Origin of the sequence: Streptomyces sp. x-80, assembly GCF_046549095.1 — a bacterium.
Classification (GTDB): domain Bacteria; phylum Actinomycetota; class Actinomycetes; order Streptomycetales; family Streptomycetaceae; genus Streptomyces; species Streptomyces celluloflavus.
The window spans coordinates 38,775-63,434 of the sequence record NZ_JAJPWM010000019.1 but is presented as its reverse complement, the minus strand read 5'-3'; the positions used below and the strand labels follow the sequence as shown (position 1 = coordinate 63,434).

At 73.2% G+C, this 24,660-nt stretch carries 23 protein-coding genes and 1 riboswitch; of the genes, 20 read left to right on the top strand and 3 right to left on the bottom strand.

Annotated features, from left to right (window positions below; all coding sequences use genetic code 11):
• Positions 1 to 15 precede the first annotated feature (15 nt).
• Both ACLJWH_RS31610 and ACLJWH_RS31605 read left to right on the top strand, forming a co-directional pair.
• Positions 16 to 522, top strand: coding sequence for a hypothetical protein (locus ACLJWH_RS31610; RefSeq protein ID WP_411145191.1), 507 nt, complete (start codon positions 16 to 18; stop codon positions 520 to 522).
• Positions 522 to 1,811 (top strand): sensor histidine kinase, encoded by a 1,290-nt coding sequence (locus ACLJWH_RS31605; protein WP_411145190.1) that lies wholly within the window; start codon positions 522 to 524, stop codon positions 1,809 to 1,811. Before ACLJWH_RS31610 ends, ACLJWH_RS31605 begins: the two co-directional genes overlap by 1 nt.
• Here the strand turns inward: ACLJWH_RS31605 and bcp are convergent.
• Positions 1,792 to 2,259: a thioredoxin-dependent thiol peroxidase gene (gene bcp / locus ACLJWH_RS31600; protein WP_411145189.1), complete on the bottom strand. Its 468-nt coding sequence runs from the start codon at positions 2,257 to 2,259 to the stop codon at positions 1,792 to 1,794. The genes ACLJWH_RS31605 and bcp overlap by 20 nt on opposite strands.
• A 238-nt stretch (positions 2,260 to 2,497) precedes the next feature.
• On the opposite strand from bcp, the gene ACLJWH_RS31595 reads away from it, so the two are divergent.
• From ACLJWH_RS31595 to ACLJWH_RS31585, 3 genes are all read left to right on the top strand, one after another.
• Entirely contained in the window at positions 2,498 to 2,815 is a 318-nt protein-coding gene (locus ACLJWH_RS31595) for a DUF3618 domain-containing protein (RefSeq protein ID WP_411145188.1), read from the top strand.
• Positions 2,816 to 3,025: 210 nt separating this feature from the next.
• Positions 3,026 to 3,328, top strand: coding sequence for a GroES family chaperonin (locus ACLJWH_RS31590; protein ID WP_052858025.1), 303 nt, complete (start codon positions 3,026 to 3,028; stop codon positions 3,326 to 3,328).
• Positions 3,329 to 3,373: 45 nt separating this feature from the next.
• Positions 3,374 to 3,444: riboswitch (guanidine-III (ykkC-III) riboswitch) on the top strand.
• A gap of 31 nt (positions 3,445 to 3,475) precedes the next feature.
• Positions 3,476 to 3,796 carry a DMT family transporter gene (locus tag ACLJWH_RS31585; RefSeq protein WP_411145187.1) on the top strand — a complete coding sequence of 107 codons (321 nt, stop codon included), beginning with the start codon at positions 3,476 to 3,478 and terminating at the stop codon, positions 3,794 to 3,796.
• A 103-nt stretch (positions 3,797 to 3,899) separates the two neighbouring features.
• Here ACLJWH_RS31585 and ACLJWH_RS31580 read toward each other — a convergent pair whose 3' ends face one another.
• Entirely contained in the window at positions 3,900 to 6,233 is a 2,334-nt protein-coding gene (locus tag ACLJWH_RS31580) for a transglycosylase domain-containing protein (protein ID WP_411145186.1), read from the bottom strand.
• Between the two features lie 404 nt (positions 6,234 to 6,637).
• On the opposite strand from ACLJWH_RS31580, the gene ACLJWH_RS31575 reads away from it, so the two are divergent.
• From ACLJWH_RS31575 to ACLJWH_RS31525, 11 genes are all read left to right on the top strand, one after another.
• Positions 6,638 to 7,435 (top strand): ABC transporter permease, encoded by a 798-nt coding sequence (locus ACLJWH_RS31575; RefSeq protein WP_411145185.1) that lies wholly within the window; start codon positions 6,638 to 6,640, stop codon positions 7,433 to 7,435.
• 145 nt (positions 7,436 to 7,580) lie between these two features.
• The gene (locus ACLJWH_RS31570; protein ID WP_411145285.1) at positions 7,581 to 8,345 is read left to right on the top strand and encodes an ABC transporter permease; all 765 of its coding nucleotides are present in this window, start codon (positions 7,581 to 7,583) and stop codon (positions 8,343 to 8,345) included.
• 74 nt (positions 8,346 to 8,419) lie between these two features.
• Positions 8,420 to 9,418: an ATP-binding cassette domain-containing protein gene (locus ACLJWH_RS31565; protein ID WP_411145184.1), complete on the top strand. Its 999-nt coding sequence runs from the start codon at positions 8,420 to 8,422 to the stop codon at positions 9,416 to 9,418.
• Positions 9,419 to 9,507: 89 nt separating this feature from the next.
• Complete coding sequence (locus tag ACLJWH_RS31560) at positions 9,508 to 10,227, top strand: DUF1707 domain-containing protein (protein WP_411145183.1); 720 nt, start codon at positions 9,508 to 9,510, stop codon at positions 10,225 to 10,227.
• 427 nt (positions 10,228 to 10,654) lie between these two features.
• Positions 10,655 to 12,001 carry a DUF445 domain-containing protein gene (locus tag ACLJWH_RS31555; protein WP_411145182.1) on the top strand — a complete coding sequence of 449 codons (1,347 nt, stop codon included), beginning with the start codon at positions 10,655 to 10,657 and terminating at the stop codon, positions 11,999 to 12,001.
• 155 nt (positions 12,002 to 12,156) lie between these two features.
• On the top strand, positions 12,157 to 12,942 hold the full coding sequence (locus tag ACLJWH_RS31550; RefSeq protein ID WP_411145181.1) for a class E sortase: 786 nt from the start codon (positions 12,157 to 12,159) through the stop codon (positions 12,940 to 12,942).
• A gap of 32 nt (positions 12,943 to 12,974) precedes the next feature.
• Positions 12,975 to 13,208 (top strand): DUF3311 domain-containing protein, encoded by a 234-nt coding sequence (locus ACLJWH_RS31545; protein ID WP_411145180.1) that lies wholly within the window; start codon positions 12,975 to 12,977, stop codon positions 13,206 to 13,208.
• The gene (locus tag ACLJWH_RS31540; RefSeq protein WP_411145179.1) at positions 13,205 to 14,737 is read left to right on the top strand and encodes a sodium:solute symporter family protein; all 1,533 of its coding nucleotides are present in this window, start codon (positions 13,205 to 13,207) and stop codon (positions 14,735 to 14,737) included. Before ACLJWH_RS31545 ends, ACLJWH_RS31540 begins: the two co-directional genes overlap by 4 nt.
• A 307-nt stretch (positions 14,738 to 15,044) precedes the next feature.
• Complete coding sequence (locus tag ACLJWH_RS31535) at positions 15,045 to 15,350, top strand: DUF6412 domain-containing protein (protein ID WP_411145178.1); 306 nt, start codon at positions 15,045 to 15,047, stop codon at positions 15,348 to 15,350.
• A gap of 121 nt (positions 15,351 to 15,471) precedes the next feature.
• Positions 15,472 to 16,551, top strand: a complete 1,080-nt coding sequence (locus ACLJWH_RS31530) for a YidC/Oxa1 family membrane protein insertase (RefSeq protein ID WP_411145177.1) — start codon at positions 15,472 to 15,474, stop codon at positions 16,549 to 16,551.
• A 224-nt stretch (positions 16,552 to 16,775) separates the two neighbouring features.
• A complete protein-coding gene (locus tag ACLJWH_RS31525; protein WP_411145176.1) occupies positions 16,776 to 18,659 on the top strand; it encodes a choice-of-anchor A family protein in 1,884 nt (627 codons plus the stop codon).
• Positions 18,660 to 18,766: 107 nt separating this feature from the next.
• Here ACLJWH_RS31525 and ACLJWH_RS31520 read toward each other — a convergent pair whose 3' ends face one another.
• Positions 18,767 to 19,891, bottom strand: coding sequence for a Gfo/Idh/MocA family oxidoreductase (locus ACLJWH_RS31520; RefSeq protein WP_411145175.1), 1,125 nt, complete (start codon positions 19,889 to 19,891; stop codon positions 18,767 to 18,769).
• Between the two features lie 55 nt (positions 19,892 to 19,946).
• Here ACLJWH_RS31520 and ACLJWH_RS31515 point away from each other — a divergent pair, with 55 nt between their 5' ends.
• From ACLJWH_RS31515 to ACLJWH_RS31500, 4 genes are all read left to right on the top strand, one after another.
• Positions 19,947 to 21,101 carry an ROK family protein gene (locus tag ACLJWH_RS31515; RefSeq protein WP_411145174.1) on the top strand — a complete coding sequence of 385 codons (1,155 nt, stop codon included), beginning with the start codon at positions 19,947 to 19,949 and terminating at the stop codon, positions 21,099 to 21,101.
• Between the two features lie 421 nt (positions 21,102 to 21,522).
• Complete coding sequence (locus ACLJWH_RS31510) at positions 21,523 to 22,290, top strand: GntR family transcriptional regulator (protein ID WP_411145173.1); 768 nt, start codon at positions 21,523 to 21,525, stop codon at positions 22,288 to 22,290.
• A gap of 356 nt (positions 22,291 to 22,646) precedes the next feature.
• Positions 22,647 to 23,795 carry a TIGR03364 family FAD-dependent oxidoreductase gene (locus tag ACLJWH_RS31505; RefSeq protein ID WP_411145172.1) on the top strand — a complete coding sequence of 383 codons (1,149 nt, stop codon included), beginning with the start codon at positions 22,647 to 22,649 and terminating at the stop codon, positions 23,793 to 23,795.
• Positions 23,796 to 23,911: 116 nt separating this feature from the next.
• Positions 23,912 to 24,565 (top strand): HAD family hydrolase, encoded by a 654-nt coding sequence (locus ACLJWH_RS31500; protein ID WP_411145284.1) that lies wholly within the window; start codon positions 23,912 to 23,914, stop codon positions 24,563 to 24,565.
• Positions 24,566 to 24,660 lie beyond the last annotated feature (95 nt).

Sequence of the window (24,660 nt, the reverse complement as noted above, 5' to 3'; positions counted from 1 at the left end):
CGGGAGGAGAGGGTGATGACCGACCGCGATGGGTCGCGCTGGGTTCGTGGGCGTACTGCGCTGGCGGCCTTCGCCGTGGTCACCGCGCTGGCGGCCGGCGGGGTGTGGTTCAGTCAGGCGTCGGACCGGGCGTCGGCGGTGGATGCGGCGCCGAAGACGTCGGCGGCGCAGGACGTGAAGTCGGCGGGCCGGTCGTCGGCGGGGCTGCCGGGTGTGCGGGCGTGCGGGATCGGTGAGCCGGAGATCAAGCCGCGGGTGATCACTTTGACGTGTGCGGACGCGGGGATGGTGGCGACGGCGATCGCCTGGGAGCGGTACGGCGCGCAGGAGGCGGAGGGCAAGGGCGTGGTGCAGGTCGAGCGGACCGCCGCGGGGGTGGCGACGGACTCCGCGTTCCCGGCGACGTTCCGGCTCTTCGGTGCGAAGACGGTCGATGGTGCGCGGGTGTTCACGGGGCTTGAGGTGACGTACGAACGTTCGACGCCGCTGGGCGATACGACGGAGATGTACAACCTCGCGTGATGGGCATCCGAGGCCGGATCGCGCTGGCCATTTCGTGTATGACGGCGCTGGCCGTGGTGGTACTGGGCTTTGCCGTGCACCACATCGCGGACGCGGAGCGGCAGCGGTCGGCGCGGGCGTATCAGGACGACCGGCTGAGTGCGGCGCTCCAGATCTATGAGCGGGACGGGACGCTGGCGCTGGGTGCGCAGCTGGACGACGCGACGTTGCCGCTGCCGCTGCGGGAGGCCGTGTTCAAGGGCCGGTCGGGGACGTATGTCAGCGGGGGCGACGATCCGCGGGTGTGGGCGGCGACGGGGGTCGGGGCCGGTGGGGGCGGGCCCGATCCGGGGCGTTCGCTGTCGGTGTCGGCGGCGTTCCCGGACAACGATGCGGCGCGGGTGGCGCTGGACCGGGCGTTGCTGATCGCGGGGGTGGGGACGGTCGCGCTGATGGCGGTGGTCTCGTGGTTCGTGTCGCAGCGGTTGTCGCGGCGGCTGCGGCTGAGTGCGGCGGCGGCGCGGCGGATCGCGGCGGGTGAGCCGCCGGACGCCGATGCGCTGGCCAGTCACGGCCGGGACGAGGTGGCCGAGTTGGGGCGCAGTGTGCATCACATGGCGACGTCGTTGGCGGCGCGGGTGGAGGCGGAGCGGGAGTTCACCGCGGATGTGGCGCATGAGCTGCGGACGCCGGTGGCCGGGCTGGTGGCGGCGGCGGAGCTGCTGCCGCAGCAGCGTGCGGTGGAGATGGTGCAGGACCGGGCGCAGGCGATGCGGCGGCTGGTGGAGGACCTGCTGGAGGTGTCGCGGCTGGACGCGGGGGTGGAGCGGGCCGATGTGGATGCCTGTGAGCTGCCGTCGCTGGTGCGCGGGATCGTGACGCGGGCGGCGCGGCAGCGTGGGGTGTCGGAGGTCTCGGTGTCCGTGGAGGGGGAGCCGCAGATCGTGGAGACGGACCGGCGCCGGGTGGAGCGGGTGCTGGTGAACCTGCTGGCGAACGCGGCGAAGCACGGCAGGCCGCCGATCGAGGTGGTGGTGCGGGGTACCCGGATCGTGGTGCGGGATCACGGGCCGGGGTATCCGGCGGAGCTGTGCGCGGAGGGGCCGCGGCGGTTCCGTACGGCGGCGCCGGAGCGGGGTACCGGGCATGGTCTGGGGCTGACGATCGCGGCGGGGCAGGCGGAGGTGCTGGGGGCCCGGCTGGACTTCGGCGCCGCCGTGGACGGCGGCGCCGAGGCCGTGCTGGAGCTGCCGTCCGCGTCGGCGGTGGCGGCCGGGGAGCCGGGGGCGGTTACAGCCCCAGGTCCTTGATGATCTTGGCGACGTGGCCGGTGGCCTTGACGTTGTAGAGGGCGCGTTCGACCTTGCCGTCCTCGTCGAGGATGACGGTGGAGCGGATCACGCCGGTCACCGTCTTGCCGTAGAGCTTCTTCTCGCCGTAGGCGCCGTACGCCTCCAGGACCTGCTTGTCGGGGTCGCCGAGCAGGGTGACCTTGAGGTCTTCCTGTTCGCGGAACTTCGCGAGCTTCTCCGGCTTGTCGGGGGAGATGCCGATGACGTCGTAGCCGTGGCCGGCGAGGAAGTCGAGGTTGTCGGTGAAGTCGCACGCCTGCTTGGTGCAGCCGGGGGTGAGGGCGGCGGGGTAGAAGTAGACGATGACCTTGCGGCCCTTGTGGTCGGCGAGCGAGACCTGTCGGCCGTCCGCGTCGGGGAGGGTGAAGGCGGGGGCGGTGTCGCCGGGCTGAAGTCGCTCGCTCATGGCTCTCCTTTGGGCTGGGTCCGTACGTCCCCGAGGGTACGCAGCCGAGTGGTGGGGTGGTGCGCCGCGGTGCGGCCGGTGACGCCGCGCCTGCCCGGAAGGGGGGTGCTGTGGGGCGGGCCCGGCCGTGAGCTGACAGACTGTCCACACGAATCGGCCCGGACCCGGTGGCCGGTTCCGTACGGGGTCTCGTGCCTGGTCCCCGTACGTATCGGCCGGAGACGACGGAGGCAGCGCGGTGTCGGAAGCCAGGACCCCTGCGCAGATCGAGGCGGATATCGCCCGCAGGCGGCAGGATCTCGCCGTGACGCTCGACGAGATCGGTGTGCGGCTGCACCCGAAGACGATCATCGACGATGCGAAGGCGAAGACCGCGGAGGCGGTGGACCGTACGGCGGGACGGGCGTACGTGGCCATCAACCGTGCGGTGTCGGAGGTGCGCGGGCAGCTGGTGTCGGAGGACGGGGCGCCGCGGCTGGAGCGGATCGTTCCGGTGGCCATGATCGGTGTGGCCGTGGTGGGGCTGCTGGTGCTGCGGGGGAAGCGGCGCCGGTAGCGGCGGTTGCGGGCCGCGGCTTCGGCGCGCTGCGGTGGCCGGTTTTCGGTGGCTGTCGTCCGGTGTGGCCGGTGTCCGGTGGCGGCCGGCGGGCGGTGGCGCGCCGTGCGGTGTCGCCGGGCCGGGGCGTGGCGGGCGGTGCCGGGCAGGTACGGTCGTGCCGTGAGCCCCAATAACACCAAGGACACCCACGACAAGCTGCCGATCCGGATGCTGCACGACCGTGTGCTGGTCCGGACGGACATCCCCGAGGGCGAGCGTCGCTCGACCGGGGGCATCGTCATTCCGGCTACCGCCGCGGTCGGCCGCCGCCTGGCCTGGGCCGAGGTGGTCGCGGTCGGGCAGAACGTACGGACCGTCGAGGTGGGCGACCGGGTGTTGTACGACCCGGAGGACCGGGCCGAGGTCGAGGTGCGCGGTGTGGCGTATGTGCTGATGCGGGAGCGCGATCTGCACGCGGTGGCCGCGGAGCGGCTGGAAGGCTCGCAGGACTCGACGGGGCTGTATCTGTAGCGGAGTTGGCGGGTGGCGGGCGGTGACCGAGGTCACCGCCCGTTTTGTCTGCCCTTTGCTAGGGTCGAGGCACCCGACGAGACGCGCCGTACCGGGTCACGACAAGACGACGCACCCCTGTTGAAGCTCTTTCACGGAGGTGCCGTCATGGCATGGATTCTGCTCCTGATCGCCGGACTGCTCGAAGTCGGCTGGTCGATCGGGATGAAGTTCACCGACGGGTTCACCCGGCTGTGGCCCAGCGTGTTCACCGGCGCGGGCATCGTCGCCAGCATGGTGCTGCTCTCGTACGCGGCCCGGACGCTGCCGATCGGCACCGCCTACGGCGTCTGGGTGGGCATCGGCGCGGCCGGTGCGGCGGTGGTGGGGATGGTGGTGCTGGGCGAGCCGGCCACCGCCGCCCGGATCTTCTTCATCTGTCTGCTGCTGGTGGCGGTGGTCGGCCTCAAGGCGACGTCGGGCCACTGACGGCGGGTTCCCGGTGGCCGGGGGCGTCCTTCCCGGTCCGTGGCGGCGGGCCCGTACGGCGCCCCGCGGGCCGTCGGGTCCGCGGCCGGTGGGTCCGTCCCGCTCACTCGTCCCATGCGGCACCCCGGACACCCCACGGGGACATTCTGTACATCTGCGGCACGGTGTCGCCGCCGGGCTCCGCCGTCGGGAACCCCTCCGTGGGTTCGGCGGTCGGCGGCTGCTCGGTGGGGAAGGGCGGTGTGGGCGGCTCGGCCGTCGGCAGGGTGGGGCCCTCGGTCGGCGGGGTGGCGGTGGCGCCGGGCGGAGTGCTCGGGGTGCCGCTGGGCGACTCCGACGCGGTGGCCGACGGCGTACCGCTGCCGGCCGGCTCGGACGGCTGCTGCTCGGCGCCGCTCGCCGGCTGGAGGTCGAAGTCGCGGGCCGGCTGCCCGCGCAGGGCCGCCGCGGTGTAGTCGGCCCAGATCTCGGCGGGGTAGCCGCCGCCGTTGACGCGGTCCTGGCCCCCGGCGCCGTACAGCGGCTCCTGTGCGGCGGTCTGCGGATGCTGGCCGAGCACGGCGACCACGGTGGCGAGATCGGGCGTGTAGCCGGCGAACCAGGCGGCCTTGTCCTTCTCCGCGGTGCCGGTCTTGCCGGCCGCCGGGCGGCCGGCGGCCTGGGCCGCGGTGGCGGTGCCGCCCTCGACGACGCCGCGCAGCACCGAGGTGGTGGTGTCCGCGGCGTCCCGCCCGATGGCGATGCCCTCGGGGCGGTCCGGCAGCGGGACGTCCTCGCCGAGCCTGGAGACCTTGTTCACCAGGGAGTAGGGCCGCTGCTTTCCGTGGTTGGCGAAGGTCGCGTAGACCTGGGTCATGTCCAGGACGCTGGGGGTGGCGGTGCCCAGCGAGATGGCGCCCTGGGAGGAGCCGAGGCTGGGGGTGTCCTTGGGGATGCCCAGGTCGACGGCGGTGTTCTTGACCTTGGCGGGGCCCACGTCGATACCCATCTGGGCGAAGACGGCGTTGATGGACTTGTCCATGCCGGCGCTGACGGTGACCGGGCCGTAGGAGCGGTCGTCCTCGTTGGCCGGATCGAAGCCGGTGGGGGAGCCGTTGCTGACCGTCATCCGTTTGTTGGTGCCGTCGTAGACGGTGTTCGGGGTGATCCGGGCGCCGTCCTGGGTGGTGGAGCCGTTCTGCACGGCGGAGGCGAAGACGATCGGCTTGAAGATCGAACCGACCTGGTAGTCGCGCCGGGTGGCGCCGTTGACGTACTGCTTGGCGTAGTCGATACCGCCGTACATGGCGACGACCTTGCCGCTGGCGGGGTCGATGGAGGCGCCGCCGGCCCGGACGTAGGAGTCGACCGTCCGTGCGTCGCTGAGCTTGTCCATCAGCCGGCTGTCGACCGCGGCCACGAGGGCGTCCTGGCGTTTTCTGTCGATGGTGGTGGTGATGCGGTAGCCGCCGGCCCGCAGGGTGTCCTCGTCCACGATCTTGTTGTCGGTCAGGTACTCGTCGACGGCCTTGACGAGATAGCCGCGCTGGCCGGAGAGACCGGTCGGCGCCCGCGCCGGACCGGGCGCGGGGAACGTCATCGTGGACCGCTGGCTCTCGCTGAGCCACTTCTGCTTGACCATGCCGTCCAGCACGTAGTCCCAGCGGGCCACCGCCCGCTGCTTGTTCTCCGGGTGGGCGGCGACGTCGTACGCGCTGGGGGCGTTGAGGAGGGTGGCCAGATAGGCGCCCTGAGCGGTGGTCAGCTGGTCGCAGTTCTTGCCGTAGTACGCCTGCGCGGCGGCCTGGATGCCGTAGGCGTTGCGGCCGTAGTAGCTGGAGTTGAGGTAGCCCTCCAGGATGTCGTGCTTGCTCACCTCGCGGTCCAGCTTGATGGCGATGAAGAACTCCTTGGCCTTGCGGGTGAGGGTCTGCTCCTGGCCGAGGTAGTAGTTCTTGACGTACTGCTGGGTGATCGTCGAACCGGACTGCTTGCCCTTGCCGGTGACGGTGTTCCAGGCGGCGCGGATCATCGCGGCGGGGTCGACCGCGGACTCGGAGTAGAAATCGCGGTCCTCGGCGGCCAGTACGGCCTGCTGGACGGTCTTGGGTACCTGGGCGAGCGAGACGTTCTCGCGGTTGACGTCGCCGTCGCGGGCCAGCTCCGAGCCGTCGGAGTAGAGGTAGACGTTGCTCTGGGCCTTGGCGGCGGTGTTGGCGGCCGGGATGTTGACGAGGAGATAGCCGGCGATCAGACCGCCCGCGACCACCAGCAGGAACAGCAGCAGAGCGCCGAAGAGCACGCGCCAGGTGGGGAAGAGCCGGCGCCAGCCGGTGCGCCGCGGACGGGATTTCCGGCCCTTGGCGCTCCGCCCGTCCGTCGGCGGCGCGTCGGGACGCGGGCCCCACTTCCGGGACCCGGTGTGCTCCGGGCCGTCGTGCTGCGGATCGTGGCTCATGTGTGTATGGACTCCTAGGCCGCCGCCGATGGTTGTGCCGCGGCGGATCGGTGTCGTTCCGGCGGCGGGCACCGTACGCCGGAAATGGGAACTCTCGCCCGATACGGCACTCTCGCATCATGCGTCCCGGCGTCCATGGGTGGCACGCACCCGTGACCGCTCCGTGATCGGCCGAATGGCTCCGCCGGCTGACCCGGACCGGTGACAAACCCGTGGTGCCTCCTCCCGCCGCGCCACTAGACTCCGGTGCTTTGCCGTCCGGCCCGCTGCGCCGCCGTCCGGCCGGGGCGCCGGCCGCCGGACCACGGGAGCCGCGAGGGACCACGCGCCACGAGAGCCACGGGCGACCGGAACCACGAGCCACGAGAACCACCGGAACTCAACGGATGCGGGGGAGCGCGGAGGTGTTGTACACGGCTGTGGCGGTCGGCAGCTTCAGGAGATACGCCACCTACCGGACCGCCACCGTGGCGGGCGTCATCACCAACACCGTCTTCGGCTTCATCGTCGCCTACACCTATATCGCCCTGTGGCACGAGCGCCCGCATCTGGGCGGCTACGACCAGGCGCAGGCCATGACGTTCGTCTGGACCGGGCAGGCGCTGCTGGCGGTCTCCTCGCTGATGTCCGGCGGCCACCTGGACGAGCTCCAGGAGCGCATCCGCACCGGCGATATCGCGGTGGACCTCTACCGGCCCGCCGACCTCCAGCTGTGGTGGCTGGCCGCGGACCTGGGGCGGGCCGCGCTGCAACTGATCGGCCGCGGGGTGGTGCCGATGGCGGTGGGCGCCCTGGTCTTCCCCCTGGCGCTGCCGGGCGAGGCGCTGACGTGGTGCGCGTTCCTGCTCTCGGTGCTGCTGGCCGTGGTGGTCAGTTTCGCCCTGCGCTATCTCGTCGCGCTGGCCTCCTTCTGGCTGCTCGACGGTGCGGGCCTATCCCTGATCAGCGGGCTGGCCTGCATGTTCTTCTCAGGGATGGTGCTGCCGCTCCGGGTCTTCCCCGGCGACTTCGGCCACCTCGTACAGCTGCTGCCCTGGGCCTCGATGCTCCAGGTGCCGGCCGATGTGCTGCTCGGCGCGCGGACCGGGGGCGCGCTGCTGCGGGGACTGGCCTTCCAGGCGGGCTGGGCGGTGGCGCTGCTGGCGCTGGGCCGGCTGGTGCAGCGGGCCGCGACCCGGAAGGTGGTGGTGCACGGTGGTTAGCGGGCCGGTGGCCGGTCCCTCCGCGGCCGGTGGCCCCGCCGTCGGCGGCCCGGCGGCGGACCGGGGCGGAGCGGACGGCGGCGGGGGCCCGTCCCGTGGGGCGGCCCTGGCGCAGGGGCTGCGCGCGTACGGGCTGGTCGTGCGGATGTGGGTGCGCTCCACGCTCGCGTACCGGACGTCGTTCGTGATGACGGCGGTCGGCAACTTCGCGGCGAGCGGTCTGGACTTCGTCGCGATCATGCTGATGTTCTCGCAGATCGACACCCTCGGCGGCTTCGCCCTGCCCGAGGTCGCCCTCCTGTACGGCACCTCCAGCTCCTCGCTGGGCCTGGCCGATCTGCTGCTCGGCAGTATGAGCCGGCTCGGCCAGCGGATCCGCGACGGCACCCTGGACACCCTGCTGCTGCGCCCCGTACCGGTCTTCGCGCAGGTCGCCGCCGACCGCTTCGCGCTGCGCAGGCTGGGCCGGATCACCCAGGGCGTGCTGGTCCTGGGCTGGTCGCTGCCGCAGCTGGACGTGGCCTGGACGGCGGGCCGGATCCTGCTGGTGCCGCTGATGGTGCTGTGCGGTGCGGCCATCTACGGCGCGGTGTACACCGCCGGGGCCGCCTTCCAGTTCTGGGCGCAGGACGCCGCCGAGGTGCAGAACTCCTTCACCTACGGCGGGAACGCCATGCTCCAGTACCCGCCGACGGTGTTCACCAAGGAGCTGGTGCGCGGCGTCACCTTCGTCATCCCGCTGGCCTTCGTGAACTGGCTGCCCGCGCTGTGGCTGCTGGGCCGCCCGGACCCGCTCGGGCTGCCGGCCTGGGTGGCCTTCCTGGGTCCCGCGGTGGCGGGCGTGACGGGTGCGGGGGCGGGGCTGGCGTGGCGGCACGGGCTGCGGGCGTACCGGAGTACGGGGAGCTGAGCGGTGTCCCGTACGACGGGTGTGCGGGCGCGGGAACGGGGCGGTGGAGCGGACACGAGGCGAGGAGACGTGCGGTGAGCGGTACGGCGGAGCGGCTGATCGAGGTGGACGGTGTCGAGAAGGTCTTCTCGGTCCGCCGCAAGGAGGGCCGGCTGCGGCGGGTGCGGCACGAGGTGCGGGCCGTGGACGGCATCACCTTCCGGGTGCCGCGCGGCGAGATGGTCGGCTACATCGGCCCGAACGGCGCCGGGAAGTCCACCACCATCAAGATGCTGACGGGCATTCTGGTGCCCAGCGGCGGCCGGCTGCGGGTCGCCGGCATCGACCCGGCGCGGGAGCGGACCCGGCTCGCCCGCCGGATCGGGGTGGTCTTCGGCCAGCGCACCACCCTGTGGTGGGACCTGCCGCTGAAGGACTCCTACGAACTGGTGCGGCGGATGTACCGCGTCCCGGACGCCCGCTACCGCGACAACCTGGCGCGCTGCGTCGAACTCCTCGACCTGGCACCGCTGTTGGACGTACCGGTGCGGCAGCTGTCGCTGGGGCAGCGGATGCGCGGCGATATCGCGGCGGCGCTGCTGCACGATCCCGAGGTGCTCTATCTGGACGAGCCGACGATCGGCCTCGACGTCGTCAGCAAGGCGAAGGTCCGGGAGTTCCTGCGCGAGGTGAACGCCGAGCGGGGCACCACGGTCCTGCTCACCACCCACGATCTGACCGATATCGAGCAGCTCTGCCGACGGGTGATGGTCATCGACCACGGGCGCCTGGTGTACGACGGGCGGCTCGACGGGCTGCGGGCGGCCGGTGAGGGGGAGCGGACCCTGGTGGTGGACCTGGCCCGGGAACTGCCGCCGATCGAGGGCGTGCCCGGGGCCCGCACGGTCAAGGTGGCGGGGCCGCGGCAGTGGCTGGTGTTCCCGGCCGGGCAGAGTGCGGCGCCGCTGGTCGCCGCCGTCGCCGAGCGCTATCCGCTGGTGGATCTGTCGGTCCGGGAGCCGGACATCGAGGACGTCATCGCGAAGCTGTACGCGGGCGGCGGGGTGGGGCGGCGCGATCGCGACGTGATGTGATCGCGACGTGATGTGATTGTGACGCGATGTATCGCGTTTGATGCGTGGGGAGCTACCCCGGCGCCATCGCCGCACTTTAACCTGTTCGTATGACTGACAAACTCCCCCAGTTGCGTGCTTCCGACACCGATCGTGAGCGGGTGGCCGAGATCCTGCGGGACGCCCTGGCCGAGGGACGGATCGTCATGGAGGAGTTCGAGGAGCGGCTGGAAATCACCTACGCGGCCCGCACCTACGGGGAGTTGGAGCGGATCACCGCCGATCTCCCGGCGGCGGGGGCGGCCCCGGCGCCGCCGTCGCTGCGCAAGGACGGCGGCACGGACAGCGGTGCGGTGACGTCCTGGTCCGAACGGATCGTCAGCGGGACGGAGGGTTCCTCGGCGGGCATCGGCATCATGGGCGGCTTCCAGCGCAAGGGGCGCTGGACGATCGGGCGCCGCTTCACCGCCATCTGCTGCATGGGCGGCGGGGAGCTCGACCTGCGCGAGGCGAACTTCGCCGCACCCGAGGTCGTCATCAACTGCTGGACGATCATGGGCGGGGTGGGCATCGTGGTGCCGCCGGGGGTCGAGGTCGATGTGCGGGGCTTCGGCATCATGGGCGGCTTCGACTCGCGGGAGGACGGGGTGCCGGGCGAACCCGGGGCGCCCAGGGTGATCGTCAAGGGCCTGGCGCTGATGGGCGGTGTCGGCGTCGAACGCAAGCCGACCGAAGCGGAGCGGCTGCGCCGCAAGGAGGAGAAGCTCCGCCTCAAGGAAGAGAAGCGGCGGCTCAAGGACGAGCGCCGGGAGCGCCGGGAACTGGACTGACGCAGCGATGCGCCGCCGCGGCGGCTGTGTGACGGCCGTCTGCCGCGGTTCGCCGTGCCTCTTTGCCGCTCGGCTTACGTATTTCGATGTACGTGCCCTCGGTGTATGTACCTCGGTGTGCGTGCCTCGGTGTACGCGACGTCGGTGACGTTCGTACGCGCGCCGTCGCTCCTGCGGGAGAGGTCTCCCGGGGGCCGCGGCGCGGCGCGATCCGTCGTGGCCCCACGGCGGCGCGGGGGTTGCCGGATGTCCGGGATGTCGCGCTCATGACCCGGCCGCCGGGAACTCGTGGTTCGTTGCGGGAGTAGGTCACAGTTGGGCATACGGCCGGATCGCCGGCCGGGTGTGCGGTGGGATGTCCGGCCGGATACGCGGCACCAGGACACGGCCGTACGGACGGCGGGGAACGGTGGGAACGGTGGAGCGGATGGAACAGACGCATGGGACGCATGCGGATACGGCGGCGGACGCGGCGCCGGCCGCGGGCGCGGCCGCGGGCGGACCGGTCGGCGGGTTCCGCTACAGCGCCGCCGACGAGGAGAAGCGGCGCGCGGTGCGGCGGATGAAGACGCTGGCCACCGGACTGCTGCTGGCCGTCGCGCTGGTCTACGTACTGGCCACCTGGGCCAAGTCCGCCGGGGCCGGTGGCTGGGCCGGGTTCGTCGCGGCGGCGGCGGAGGCGGGCATGGTCGGTGCGCTGGCCGACTGGTTCGCGGTCACCGCGCTGTTCAAGCGGCCGCTGGGCCTGCCGATTCCGCACACCGCGATCATTCCCAACAAAAAGGATCAGCTGGGTCAGAGCCTGGGGGACTTCGTCGGGGAGAACTTCCTCTCCGGTGAGGTCGTCCGGCGCCGGCTGCGCTCGGTCGGCATCGGACGGCGGCTCGGCGCCTGGCTCGCCGAACCGAAGAACGCCGACCGGGTCACCGCCGAGCTGTCCACCGCGCTGCGCGGCGCGCTGACCGTGCTGCGCGACTCCGATGTGCAGGCGGTGGTCGGCGAGGCGATCACCCGGCGGGCGGACGCCCAGGAGATCGCGCCCGGTATCGGCGGGATGCTGGAGAAAATCGTCGCGGAGGGCGGCCACAAGCGGGTGGTGGACCTGGTGTGCACCCGCGCCCACGACTGGCTCGTCGAACACGGCGACTCCGTGATGACGGCGGTCTCCGGCGGCGCCCCCGGCTGGACCCCGCGCTTCGTCGACCGCAAGGTGGGCGACCGGGTCTACAAGGAACTGATGCGGTTCGTCACCGAGATGCGGGACATGCCCGATCACCCGGCGCGCGGCGCCATCGACCGCTTTCTGCGGGACTTCGCGGGCGACCTCCAGTCCGACCCGGACACCCGGGCCCGGGTGGAGCGGCTGAAGTCCGAGGTGCTGGGCCGCGGCGAGGTGCAGGACCTGATCGCCTCGGCCTGGGGCTCGGTCCGGGCCATGATCGTGGCCGCCGCCGAGGACGAGCGCAGCGAGCTGCGGCTGCGGGTGCGGGCCGCGCTGCTGTCCCTGGGCCAGCGGCTCTCGGGCGACGCGCGGTTGCAGAACAAGGTGGACGGCTGGCTGGAGGGCGCGGCCGTCTATGTCGTGACGACGTACCAGGGCGAGATCACGTCCCTGATCACCGACACCGTCGCGGGCTGGGACGCCGAGCACACCTCGAAGAAGATCGAGGCGCACATCGGCCGGGACCTCCAGTTCATCCGCATCAACGGCACCGTCGTCGGCGCGCTCGCCGGACTGTGCATCTACGCCGTCTCGCAGGCGGTCGGCGGCTGAGCCGGCGGCCGGGGGAGCGGGGGCGGCGGCCGGAGCGGCGGCCGGCCGCTCCCGGGCGCAGGCGCGGTCCGCCGGCCGCTGCCGCCTCTCGTCCGCCGCCCGCCGGTCGCCCGCCGCCTCTGGTGGCCTGTGCCCGCAGGGCTTACGGTGCCCGCGTGCGGGAGCGGATACCGGTAGTCGTGCAGGGGCGGCGCACTCGCCGCTCCCCGGTGGCACGCGCGCTGTGGGCCGGGGCCGAGCTGGCTGTGACGCTCGGCGCCGTACTGCTGCTGCTCGTCGTCCACCAGTTGTGGTGGACCAACCGCCAGGCGTGGGACGAGGCCCGGGACCGGGTCACCCAGCTGGAGCGGCAGTGGGACACGGGGCGCCCCATGGGGCAGGAGCCCAGCGGGTCGCCGGGGACCGGCGGCGGGCCGGTGGACGGCGCGCGCACCCCGCCCGGCGGCGCGCCCGCGCGGACCGCCGCCCGTACCCCCGCCGCACCGCCGCCCGGTCTCGCCTACGCGGTACTGCGCATCCCCCGCATCGGCGTCACCGCGCCCGTCGCGCAGGGCATCGGCAAGGCCGCGGTCCTCGACCGGGGCTATGTCGGCCACTACCCGCACACCGCGCAGCCGGGCGCCACCGGCAACGTCGCGCTGGCCGGGCACCGCAACACCCACGGCGAACCGTTCCGCCACCTCGACCGGCTGCGGCCCGGCGACACCGTCCGCATCGACACCGCCGACGCCCGCTACACCTACGTCGTCCGGCAGATCCTGCCGCGGACCACGCCCGGCGACGGCACCGTCATCGCCGACGTCCCGCACAGCACCACACACCCCGCCTACCGCTTCACCGCACCGGGCGCGTATCTGACCCTGACGACCTGCACGCCGGAGTTCACCTCCACCTACCGGATGGTGGTCTGGGCGGTGTTGCGGTCGACACACTCGCGCTGAGGCGCACCCCGGGTCATCTAGGCTCCTGCGACGTGCGAAATCAGTTTTCCGGTGGACGATCCCCCGGCTCCCGAAAGCGCCCCGCGCTGCTGTGGCTGCTGCTGCCCTATGTGGCGTTCCTGGCCGTGCTGCCACTGGTGAACCGGGTGACACCGACCGTCCTCGGCCTGCCGTTCCTCTTCTTCTGGATGCTGGTCGCGACGCTGCTGACGCCGCTGTCGGTAGGGCTGGCCCGCCGCGCCGACCACAAGCGGGGCCGCTCGTGAACGCCGCCGTCGCCACCTCCATCTTCGGCGCCTTCATGGTGCTGACCGTCGTCCTGGGCCTGCTCGCGGTGCGCGGCCGTGGCTCCGGCGGCGGGCTCACCGAATGGTCGGTGGGCGGCCGCAGCCTGGGCACCGTCTTCATCTGGGTGCTGATGGCCGGTGAGAGCTATACGAGCTTCAGCTACCTCGGCGCGGCCGGCTGGGGCTACAACTTCGGCGCCCCGGTGCTCTACGTCCTCGCGTACATGTCCTGCGGCTATGCGATCGGGTACGTCGTCGGGCCGATGCTGTGGGCCTACGCGCGCCGGCACGGCCTGGTCGGCATCACCGACATGGTCGCGCACCGCTACGGGCGCTCCTGGCCGGGCACCGCCGTCGCCATCCTCGCCACCGTCTGCCTGCTGCCGTACATCCAGCTCCAGATCACCGGCATGGGCGTGGTCGTCTCGACCATCTCCTACGGCGCGATCAGCCTCAACTGGGCCTATTTCCTGGGCTTCGCGGTCACCACCGGCTTCGTCGTGGTCAGCGGACTGCGCGGCAGCGCCTGGGTCTCGGTGCTCAAGGACATCCTCGTGATCGGCACCCTCGGCTTCCTCGCCGTCTACGTCCCGCTGCACTACTTCGACGGCTACGGGCCCTTCCTGGACCGGATCGTCGCGGAGAAGCCGGAGTGGCTGACCTTCCCCGGGCACGGTTCGGGCGGCCTGGGCCAGGGCTGGTTCATCACCACCACCCTCGTCAACTCCCTGACCGTGGTGATCTTTCCGACGACCGTGGCGGGCTACCTCGGCGCCCGCAACGCCGACGCGCTGCGCCGTAACGCCATGTACCTGCCGTTCTACAACGTGCTGCTGTTCGTGCCGATGCTGCTCGGCCTGGCCGCGCTGTTCATCGTGCCGGGGCTGGTCGGCGCGGACTCCAACCTCGCGCTGTTCAAGCTGGTCGTGGACTCGCTGCCGGCCTGGGCGGTGGGGGTGATCGGGGTGGCCGCGGCGCTCTCCTCCATCGTGCCGATGGCCGTCTTCATGCTGGTCATCGGCACGATGTGGGGACGGAGTGTGCTCGGCGCGATCCCCCGGCTGGCCCACCGGCAGAAGCTCTGGTCGCAACTGGTCGTGGTGGCCGCCGGGGCGCTCGCGCTGCTGCTGACGTACACCGCGCCCAACACCCTCGTCCGGCTCTCGCTGATCTCGTACGAGGGCATGGCGCAGCTGGTGCCGATGCTGCTGCTGGGGCTGGTTTGGCGGCGGCTGACGCTGCATGCGGCGGTCAGCGGGCTGGTCGTGGGCTTCACGCTGGTCTGTGTGCTGGTCTTCAGCGGCAACGATCCGGTGTGGGGCATGAACGCGGGGCTCGTCGCGCTCGCCGTGAACGTGGTGGTGGCCCTCGCGGTCACCTGGCTGGGGCCGCGCGCCGCGGACGACCGGCCGGACGCGGAGGTGCTGGCGCTGGAGGACGAGTTCCCCCGGGAGGGAGCCCCTCGGGACGGAGCGACCGCGGACGCCGGGGCGTCGGCGTCGGCCTGATTCCGACGGGTGGCGGTGGCCGGGCCGCAGGGCTGTCCGGCTACCGGCACCCTTCCGGCCCGGCCGCCCGCGTCGGCGGTTACCCTTGGGCAGAACCTGACACGCCATGTCCTGACCGTGGGACAACAGCGCGACAGCGCGACGCTCATGGCGGTGCGACGGCCATCGCGGCGCGACGGCCACGGCAGCCCGGACCGTACGACAGCACGCAAAGCTCAGACAGCTCAGACAGCTCGGACAGCCCAGATAGAGCACGGACAGCTCGGACAGCACGACAAGGCCGCAGCCGAAGGAGGACGACGCCTCGATGTACCGGATCGTCGACGCCTGGCGGGTCTGCACCACCGCGCTGTTCTTCGTACTCGCCGGGCTCCTTATGGCGCAGGACGGTCTGACGTCGTCGCTCACCGCCGCCGCGACCACCGCCGCGGTGCTGCTGCTGTGCAGCGCCTTCCTGATCGCGGCCTTCGCCCGCCCCGTACCACCGGGCCGGATCCGTACCGCGATCCGGGACCGTGAACGGCGTACGGCGTTCCTGTCGCAGCGCGATCCCGACGCGGCCGGGCGGCCGCGTCCCCGAGCACCGGGCCGTCCCCTCCCGACGGTCGCGTAGGCGCTCGGCACCGCCGCAACCCCACTCCGCTCCGCTTCGTTCGTGTGGTGCCACCCGCGCCCCGCGCGGCTCGTCACGCCGATTCCACCCCGGCACGACGAGACCCGTGGAGGGCTCACCCATGTCCGTTTTCGGCTTTCTCGGCACCGCGCTGGCGCGCGGCGCCGAGCTCATCGACCCGCTCTTCGGCACCGCGGCCACGGCCGTCGCCATCGTCCTGTGCACCCTGGCGGTACGCGCCGCGCTGCATCCGCTCGCCCGCGCCGCGGCCCGCGGTGAGCGGGCCCGCGCCGCGCTCGCCCCGGAACTCGCCGAGCTCCAGCGCAAGCACAAGGACAACCCGGAACGTCTTCGGAAGGCGATGGCCGACCTGTACGCCACCGCGGGCGCCTCGCCGCTGGCCGGCTGTCTGCCGGCACTGCTGCAACTGCCCGTCTTCTACGTCATGTACCACCTCTTCTCCAACGGGAACGGTGGGCTGCTCGACCACACGCTGCTGGGCGCGCCGCTCGGCGGCCGGTGGTTCCAGGCGCTCGCCGACGGCGGCCTGTTCGGGCCGCGGGGCCTGGTCTATCTCGCGCTGTTCGCACTGATCGCGGCGGTGGCCACCTGGAACTTCCGGCGGGCGCGGGCCACGGCGGCCAAGGCGCCGCAGCCGGCCGCGGGCGCCGGTGGCGGACTGCCCGGGATGGCCGGGATGACGAAGTTCCTGCCGCTGCTGTCCTTCGGCACACTGATCACGGTGGCCGTGGTGCCGCTGGCGGCCGCGCTCTACGTGGTGACGACGACGACCTGGACGGCGTGCGAACGGGCGCTGCTGCACCGGGACCGGGACCAGGACCGCGAGCCGAAGCCGGCGTTGGGGTCGGCGTCGGCGTCGGCGTCGGCATCGGCGTCGGCCGGGAAGGCGGCACCGGAAGGGGCGAAGGCGCGGGCCGGGGCCGGGGCGGGGGCGCGGGCCGCGGACAAGGGGGCGGCCCGGGAGGCGACGGCGGTTCCGGAGGCCGGTGAGCGGCGGCCGGCACAGCGGCGGCCGGCCAAGAGCCGGGCGGCGCGGCAGCGGGCGGCCCGGTCCAGGGCCACCGCCAGGACCAGGGCCGATTCCCGTACCGCCGACTCCCGCGCGGCCGGCTCCGCCGCGGCCAACTCCCTTACGGACAGCGCCGGTACGGCCGAGGGGAGCGCCGCCACGGCGTTGTGACGGGCCGGTCCGCGAACGGATCCGGGGACCGGCGGACCGGGCCGCCGACGGCAGGCGCGCAAAGACGCCTGACGGCCCGATTGCGCGGTGGATCGGTGGCCGGCCGTCAGGTGACCAGTGGTTACGGCAGATGGCCCCCGGCCGGGGGCCATCTGCCGGTCGTTTCCGGCGACTCGCCCCCGCCTTCGGGCACGGTGCGGCAATCTGTCACCATAGTGCCCGATATGCAAGGAAAGACTACTAAATGGTGGAAAGCGGTAATTGCCGCACTGGTCGGTGTGGTGATCGCGGCTACGTTGAGCGTCTTCGCCGCGCTCGCGTCCGCGGCTCCTCTGCCCGGCGGGCTGGGCCCGTGTCTGGGAAGCCAGTGCCCCGCTTCGGATCAGGATCCCCACAGCGGCGGGATCGCGGGCCGGGACGAGAACATCAATATCTTCGTCGGCGGTGACTACCGGGTGGGCGGGTCCGCGGCGGAGGCCGAGGGCAAGATCGTCACGCTCGGCGATTTCTCGATGAACAAGACCTCGGGCTCCAGCATCTACAACGTCGGTGTGGTCGGCGTCGGCTCCCGGGTCCCGCCGCCGAACGGTTCGGACTTCCTGACCGTCGGCGGCAATCTCACCATCGCCGAGGGCCAGCGGCTGCTCGCCGAGGAGGGCCGTGTGTCCGGCGTGGTGAAGTACGCCGGGACGCTGAGCGGCACGGTCAGCCCGCGCGCCGTACACGATCCGGACGCGGCCGCTCCGTACCTCGGGCTGCGGCCCGAGCTGACCTCGTCCAGCGCCTGTTACGCGCACGCCGGCGGCGCCGGCAGACCGGCCACCGGGACGGCCGTCAACCAGGGCTACCAGACCCTCTTCCGGGGTGACGGCACCTCACCGATCCAGGTCTTCAACGTCGACTTCGACATCGCCGCGGCGAACGGCGGCGATCAGGGCATCGCCTTCGAGGGCATTCCGGCCGGTGCCACGGTGCTGGTCAACATGCTCGGCGACCGCCGCACCATCAGCACCTACATCGGCCACGACCTGCGTCCGGCCGGTATCCGCGAGCGGCTGCTGTGGAACTTCCCGGACGCGACCCAGGTGACCATCAAGGGCAGCGCGCAGTTCCAGGGCGCCGTCCTGGTGGGCCGCCCGGACAGCCGTACGACGATCTCCGTCCCGGGCATGAACGGCCGCTTCTTCACGGCCGGTTCACTGGACCACATCTCCTCCTCCGGCTCGGAATTCCACGGCTATCCGTTCAACGGCGACCTGCCGGAGTGCGGCGAGGAGCCGACGCCCACGCCGACGGAGCCGACGGTGACACCTACGGAGCCGACTGTGGGTCCGACGGAGCCGACGGTGACTCCCACGGAGCCGACCGTTGGTCCGACGGAGCCGACCGTGACTCCCACGGAGCCGACGGTGGGTCCGACGGAGCCGACCGTGACACCTACGGAGCCGACTGTGGGTCCGACGGAGCCGACGGTGACGCCGACCGAGCCGACGGTGGGTCCCACGGAGCCGACGGTGACCCCGACCGAGCCCACCGTGGGCCCGACCGAGCCGACCGTGACACCTACGGAGCCGACTGTGGGTCCGACGGAGCCGACGGTGACTCCCACGGAGCCCACCGTGGGGCCGACGGAGCCGACCGTGACGCCGACCGAGCCCACCGTGGGCCCGACCGAGCCGACTGTCGGGCCCACGGAGCCGACGGTGACGCCGACCGAACCGACCGTGCGGCCCACCTATCCCACCGAGCGCCCGACCTGGCCGGTCCCGTCGGAGAGCTGCGACTGCTGGGATACCGGCGGCCACGGACACGGCCATGGGAAGGATCACGGCCATGGGAAGGACCATGGCCACGGCAAGGACCACGGCCACGGCAAGCACCACTGCCACGGTCACGGCAAGGACCATGACCACGGCCACGGCAAGGGGCACGGCTACGACCGGGACCACGGCTACGACCGGGACCACGGCTACGGCCACGGCCAAGGTGACGAGCTGGCCCGAAGCGGTGCGCTCAGCGACCCGTGGGCGCTCGGTGCGGCGGCGGCCGCGATCGTCTGCGGTGCGGCGCTGGTCGTACTGGTCCGCATCCGCTGGACCAAGCGGTAACGGCAGGGCGCCGGCCCTGAGTCAGGCCGGCGGACGGAGAGGACCGAAGGACAGATAGGCAGGCCGTAGACCTGTCCGGCAGCGCATCGGCCGGACAGGTCTCGCGCTTATGCGGACGGTTCGATCCGGACCGTACGGCCCTCGGCGGCCGAGCGCCTGGCGGCCTCCAGGACCCGCAGGGTGGCCGCGGCCTCGGTCGCCGTCACCGGCGGTACGCCGCCGTCGCGCAGCGCCCGCGCGACGGCGGCGTAGTACGCGGGGTAGTCGCCCGGCAGCGTCGGCACGGCCGCGCCGCCACCGGTCTCCGGGGACTCGCCGGAGCCGAGCCGGCCCCAGGCGGAGGCCGGTTCCACGCCCCACTCCGCGCCGTCCGTGCCGGGCCGCCGGCCCGCGCGCAGTGCGGCCTCCTGCGGGTCGAGCCCGTACTTCACGTAACCGGCGGCGCTGCCCAGCACCCGGAAGCGCGGGCCGAGTTGGGCGGTGGTGGCGCTCACCCACAGATGGGAGCGGACCCCGTTCGCGTGCGTGAGCGCGAGGAAGGTGTCGTCGTCGGCGGCCGCACCCGGGCGGCGGATGTCGGACTCGGCGTAGACCGAGACCACCGGGCCGAAGAGCGTCAGCGCCTGGTCGGCGAGGTGGCTGCCGAGGTCGTACAGCAGACCGCCGAGCTCCGCCGGATCGCCGGACTCGCGCCAGCCGCCCTTGGGCCGTGGCCGCCAGCGCTCGAAACGCGACTCGAACCGCTGGACGTCCCCGAGCGCGCCGTCCTCGACCAGGGCACGGACCGTGCGGAAGTCGTTGTCCCAGCGGCGGTTCTGGAAGACGGAGAGCAGCAGCCCGCGGTCGTCGGCGAGCGCGGCGAGCCGCTCGGCCTCGGCGGCGGTCGCGGCCAGCGGCTTGTCGACGACCACCGGGAGCCCGGCCGTCAGCGCGGCGGTGGCGAGCGGCACATGTGTCTTGTTGGGCGTCGCCAGCACGATCAGGTCCAGTTCGGCGGCGCGTGCGAGGACGGCCTCGGCGGTATCGACCGTACGGACCCCGGGGTGCTCGGCGCGGGCCTGCGCCTGCCGCTCCGGGCTCGCGGTCGAGACGGTGTCCAGGACGAGGCCGTCGGTGGCGGCGATCAGCGGGGCGTGGAAGACCGAGCCCGCCAGGCCGTAACCGATCAGGCCGACGCGGAACGGGCCGCGGGCGGTGGCCGGGCGGTCGGGGGTGCCGGTGGAGTCACTCATGGATCCACTTAAACAACGCTGTTGCCAAAGTGCAAGACGTGCGGACAATGGGTGGGTGACCAGCAACGAGAGCGATGCGCGCGCGGTGCCCCCGGCCGGCGGCACCGGCGGCCCCGGCACCAACCTTTCCGCCCTCCGCGACCACAACGCCGCGTTGGTGCTCGGTCTGCTGCGCGCGGCGGGGGAGACCGGGGTGAGCCGGCTGGAGCTCGCCGCGCACACCGGGCTGACCCCGCAGGCCGTCAGCAAGATCACCGCACGGCTGCGGGCCGCCGGACTCGCGGCCGAGGCGGGCCGCCGCGCCTCGACCGGCGGCAAACCACGGACGGTCCTGCGGCTGGTCCCCGGCGCCCGGCACGCCGTCGGGGTGCACCTGGACCGCGACGAGATCACCACCGTCCTCGCCGACCTCGCGGGCGAGGCGGTCGCGGTCCGCCGCGCCCCGCTCGCCTTCACGGCGGGCGCCGACGAGGTACTGGCCACCGCCGGGCGGGAGGTCGCGGCGCTGCGGGCGGCGGCCGGCGGGCCGCCGGTGCTGGGGGCCGGGGTGGCCTGCCCCGGCCCGCTGGACCATACGGCCGGGGTACTGCACCGGGTGACCGGCGCCCCGGCCTGGGACGGTTTCCCGCTGCGGGCCGCGCTCGCCGGCCGGCTCGGGCTGCCGGTGGTGCTCGACAAGGACACCAACGCGGCGGCGCTCGGCCTGGCCCAGGGGTTCGGCGACGGCGCCGGATCGTTCGCATATCTGCACCTGGGGACCGGGCTCGGCGCCGGGCTCGTCCTCGGCGGCGGCCTGTACCGCGGTCCGCGGACCGGCGCCGGGGAATTCGGCCACCAGGTGGTGGAGCGGGACGGTCCGCGCTGCGGCTGCGGGCGGCGCGGCTGTGTGGAGGCGCTGTGTCTGGCGGCAGTGGCGCGCGGCGATCTGGCGGACGCGGCGCGGGTGCTGGGGGTGGGCGCGGCCAATCTGGTGGAGCTCCTGGACATCGACCGGGTGCTGCTCGGCGGGCGCACCGTCCTCGCCCACCCCGACGGCTTTCTGCACGGTGTGGCGGCGGAGCTGGCCGCCCAGGCCCGGACGCGCGGCGGGACCGGGCCCGGGGTGCCGGTGGCGCTCGCCCCGGGCGGTGCGCGGACGGTGGCGGACGGCGCGGCGCAGCTGGTGCTGGCCCCGCTGTTCGGCCCCCACCGGCCGGCCCTCGCGGCGTAGGGGGCCTGGTCCGATACGCCGGGCGGGCCGCCCCACCCCGCCCCTGCGTGGCGCGGGCCCGGTTGTCCGGTTCCGTCCGGCGTGGTCCGGGCCCGGTCGTCCGGCTCCTTCCGGTGCGGTGCGGTCCGTGTCGTCCGGCTCCCTCCAGCGCGGTGCGGTGCGGGCCTGATCGTCCCGCTCCCTCCGGCGCGGCACAGGCCCCGTCGTCCGGCTCCCTCCGGTACGGCGCGGCCCCCGCCCGGTCGCTCCCTCTCCCCGGACGGCGGGAGCGGGCCCGGCTCAGGTCCCTGCCCCGAGGCGGCCGCTCCCGGCGCAGTGCCTCGCCGCCTGGAGGCAGCCCTCCTTGGCCGCCCCCCGGCCAAGGGAGCCGCTTCCGCCATCCGTCGCGTCCCCGGATCCGCCGTAGTGCGAAGATCACGCCGTGGAGTACCCGTACGGCCAGGAACCTGGCGCACCCATCCGGTCCGGCATCCCCGAGCACGGACGTATACCGAAGTACTACGCGGCCAAGGTCGAAATCGCCGCACTGCTGGACGAGTTGGGCGAGGGCGAGGCGCTGCCCACCGAGCGTGAACTGGCGCTGCGCTTCGAGGTCTCCCGGGAGACGCTCCGCCAGGCGCTGCGCGAACTGGTCCTGGAGGGACGGCTGCGGCGGCTGGGGCGCGGCACGGTCGTCGCGGGACCCAAGCTGGCGCAGCCGCTGTCCCTGGCGAGCTACACCGAGGGCGTACGGGCCCAAGGGCGTCGGCCCGGCCGGCATCTCGTCGGCCTCGACCGCTTCGCCTGCCCGCCGGCGCTCGCCGGTGATCTGGGTCTCCAAGCGGGCGACCCCGTATGGCATTTGGAGCGGGTGCTGCTCGCCGACGATGAGCGGGTCGGGCTGGAGAGCACCTATGTCGCCGTCGGCCGGGTGCCGGCGCTGGACACCGACTTCGAGCCGGACTCCTCCTTCTACGCCTATCTCCACGAGCGGCTCGGCATCGGCTTCGGTGACGCGGACGAGCGCCTGGAGACCGTCCTGGCCACCCCGCGCGAGGCGCTGCTGATCGGCACCCCCGGCGCGCTGCCGATGCTGCTGATCCACCGGCTCTCGCGGGACACGCGCGGGCGTCCGCTGGAGCGGGTGCGCTCCCTCTACCGGGGCGACCGGTTCTCCTTCACCACCCACCTGGGGACGCCGCCGGGCTGACGGCGGCCGCTCCCGCCCGGTCCCGGCGCACACCGGCCGTTCCGGCGGGCGGCGGCCGTCCGCCGCGCCGTCGGCGCGCGGGCCCGCGCCCACGGGGCCGCGGCTGACGCGCTCTTCACCGACGTCCCGGTGGCCGTCGGGTACGAGCCACCTGGGCCGCACCCTGGCCTGCCGCCCACCTCCCCCTGCCTGGGTCAGCCGCATCCGGTCGGCTGACGGAGGGGTGCCGGGGCAGCCCGGAATCCCTCCCTGCATCTCGAAAAGATAACGGGTCTAGGCCAAACTTGCAGCCGTGTTCACCGTCCCGTCGCCGGGCCGACCGGTGCGGGCCACCCACCGACGGGAGCGTCTGAGGCATGCGAGTCATAGTTGTCGGAGCCGGCGTGCTGGGAACCATGCACGCCTGGCACGCAGTGGAGCGGGGCCACGAGGTCCTGCACATCGAGCGGGAGGCCGAGGCCCGCGGCGCCTCGGTCCGTAACTTCGGGCAGATCTGGGTCAGCGGCCGGGCCGGCGGCGAGGAGCTCGCCACCGCACTGCGCGCCCGCGAGCTGTGGGAGGGCATCGGCGCCCGGGTGCCCGAACTGGGCTTCCGCGCCATCGGTTCGCTCACCGTCGTCAAGAACGCGGCGGAGCGCGCCGTCGCCGAGGCGGCCACCCGCCGCCCGGACGCCGCCGCCCGCGGCTACCACCTGCTGGACGCCGAGGAGACACGCGCCCGCAACCCCGCGCTGCGCGGCGAGTTCGCCGGTGCGCTGTGGTGCGAACGGGACGCCGCCGTGGAACCGCGGACCGCCCAGCGCGCCCTGAAGAACCACCTGCTGGCGTCCGGCCGCTACACCTACCTCGGCGGCCGCGAGGTCCGCGAGGTCGTCGGCGAGCACGCCGTACGCGACGACCACGGCGACACCCACCACGGCGACGCCGTCATCCTGTGCACCGGCGCCTGGCTCGGCGGCCTGGTCCGCGAGCTCGTCCCCGACCTGCCGGTACGCCGCGTCCGGTTGCAGATGATGCAGACCGACCCGCTCGGCGAACCGCTGACCACCTCCGTCGCCGACGCCGACAGCTTCCGCTACTACCCGGCGTACGCGAGCGAAGCGCTGGACGCGCTGGCCGCCGCACAGGTCCAGCAGCCGACCGCCGCCGCGCACAAGATGCAGCTGCTGATGGTGCAGCGCGCCGACGGCGGCCTGACCATCGGCGACACCCACGAGTACGAGACGCCCTTCGGCTTCGACGTCGTCGAGGACCCGTACGAGCACCTCACCGGCGTCGTCGAGTCGATCCTCGGCCGGCCGCTGCCGACCGTCCGCCGCCGCTGGGCCGGGGTGTACGCACAGTGCACCGACACCGTCCCCGGCCCCGCCGGGGAGCCCGTCGCCCCGGTCGTGCACCGCCAGCAGGTCCGCGACGGCGTCTGGCTGGTCACCGGGCCCGGCGGGCGCGGGATGACCTGCTCCCCGGCGATCGCCGAAACCACCGCGAACGGACTGAACTGGTGAGTGAGCTGACCGAGGAAAGGGACGAAATGACCGTGGAGAAGAGCGAGTCGGCCGCGCACGACACCGGGGCGGACGCCGTACCGGCCGGACCGGACATCAGGCTGGTCGTCCTCGACATGGCCGGTACGACCGTCGCCGACGGCGGCCTCGTGGAGCAGGCGTTCGGCGTGGCCGCGGAACGGCTCGGCGTGCGGCCGGGCAGCGCGGACCACGACGACAAGCTGGCGTACGTCCGCGCCACCATGGGCGAGTCCAAGATCTCCGTCTTCCGGCACCTGTTCGGCGACGAGGACGCGGCGCAGCGCGCCAACGCGGCCTTCGAGACGGCCTACGGGGAACTCGTCGACGGCGGACGGATCGCGCCCCTCCCCGGCGCCCGGGAGGCGATCGAGGCACTCCAGGCGGCCGGCCGCACCGTCGTGCTCTCCACCGGCTTCGCCCGGATCACCCAGGACGCCATCCTCGACGCGCTCGGCTGGCAGGGTCTCGTCCCGCTGACGCTCTGCCCGGCCGACGCTGGCGGCCGCGGCCGCCCCTACCCCGACATGGTGCTGGCCGCCCTGCTGCGCACCGGCGGCGCCGACGACGTACGGCAGATCGCGGTGGCCGGCGACACCTCCTACGACATACTCGCGGGCCGCCGCAGCGGCGCCTCGGTCGTCGCCGGGGTGCTCACCGGGGCGCACGACAGGGAGCAGCTCACCGCCTCCGGCGCCACCCACGTCCTCGGCTCGGTCGCCGAACTCCCGTCGCTGCTCGGGGTGGTCTGACGTGACGACCGCGCCGGACAGGCCCATCGCACCGCCCGAACCGGCCCGCCGGGACCGGAACGCCGGCCCGCGGGACCTCCGGGGGAGGGCGGCGG

Bases quoted from the DNA above. Each gene is read 5' to 3' on its own strand.
- ACLJWH_RS31500 (WP_411145284.1), top strand. From the start codon at position 23,912: ATGGCCGGTACGACCGTCGCCGACGGCGGCCTCGTGGAGCAGGCGTTC.
- ACLJWH_RS31585 (WP_411145187.1), top strand. From the start codon at position 3,476: ATGGCATGGATTCTGCTCCTGATCGCCGGACTGCTCGAAGTCGGCTGG.
- ACLJWH_RS31525 (WP_411145176.1), top strand. From the start codon at position 16,776: ATGCAAGGAAAGACTACTAAATGGTGGAAAGCGGTAATTGCCGCACTG.
- ACLJWH_RS31560 (WP_411145183.1), top strand. From the start codon at position 9,508: ATGACTGACAAACTCCCCCAGTTGCGTGCTTCCGACACCGATCGTGAG.
- ACLJWH_RS31590 (WP_052858025.1), top strand. From the start codon at position 3,026: ATGCTGCACGACCGTGTGCTGGTCCGGACGGACATCCCCGAGGGCGAG.
- ACLJWH_RS31555 (WP_411145182.1), top strand. From the start codon at position 10,655: ATGGAACAGACGCATGGGACGCATGCGGATACGGCGGCGGACGCGGCG.
- ACLJWH_RS31505 (WP_411145172.1), top strand. From the start codon at position 22,647: ATGCGAGTCATAGTTGTCGGAGCCGGCGTGCTGGGAACCATGCACGCC.
- ACLJWH_RS31520 (WP_411145175.1), bottom strand. From the start codon at position 19,891: ATGAGTGACTCCACCGGCACCCCCGACCGCCCGGCCACCGCCCGCGGC.
- ACLJWH_RS31580 (WP_411145186.1), bottom strand. From the start codon at position 6,233: ATGAGCCACGATCCGCAGCACGACGGCCCGGAGCACACCGGGTCCCGG.
- ACLJWH_RS31605 (WP_411145190.1), top strand. From the start codon at position 522: ATGGGCATCCGAGGCCGGATCGCGCTGGCCATTTCGTGTATGACGGCG.
- ACLJWH_RS31570 (WP_411145285.1), top strand. From the start codon at position 7,581: ATGTGGGTGCGCTCCACGCTCGCGTACCGGACGTCGTTCGTGATGACG.
- ACLJWH_RS31610 (WP_411145191.1), top strand. From the start codon at position 16: ATGACCGACCGCGATGGGTCGCGCTGGGTTCGTGGGCGTACTGCGCTG.
- ACLJWH_RS31530 (WP_411145177.1), top strand. From the start codon at position 15,472: ATGTCCGTTTTCGGCTTTCTCGGCACCGCGCTGGCGCGCGGCGCCGAG.
- bcp (WP_411145189.1), bottom strand. From the start codon at position 2,259: ATGAGCGAGCGACTTCAGCCCGGCGACACCGCCCCCGCCTTCACCCTC.
- ACLJWH_RS31535 (WP_411145178.1), top strand. From the start codon at position 15,045: ATGTACCGGATCGTCGACGCCTGGCGGGTCTGCACCACCGCGCTGTTC.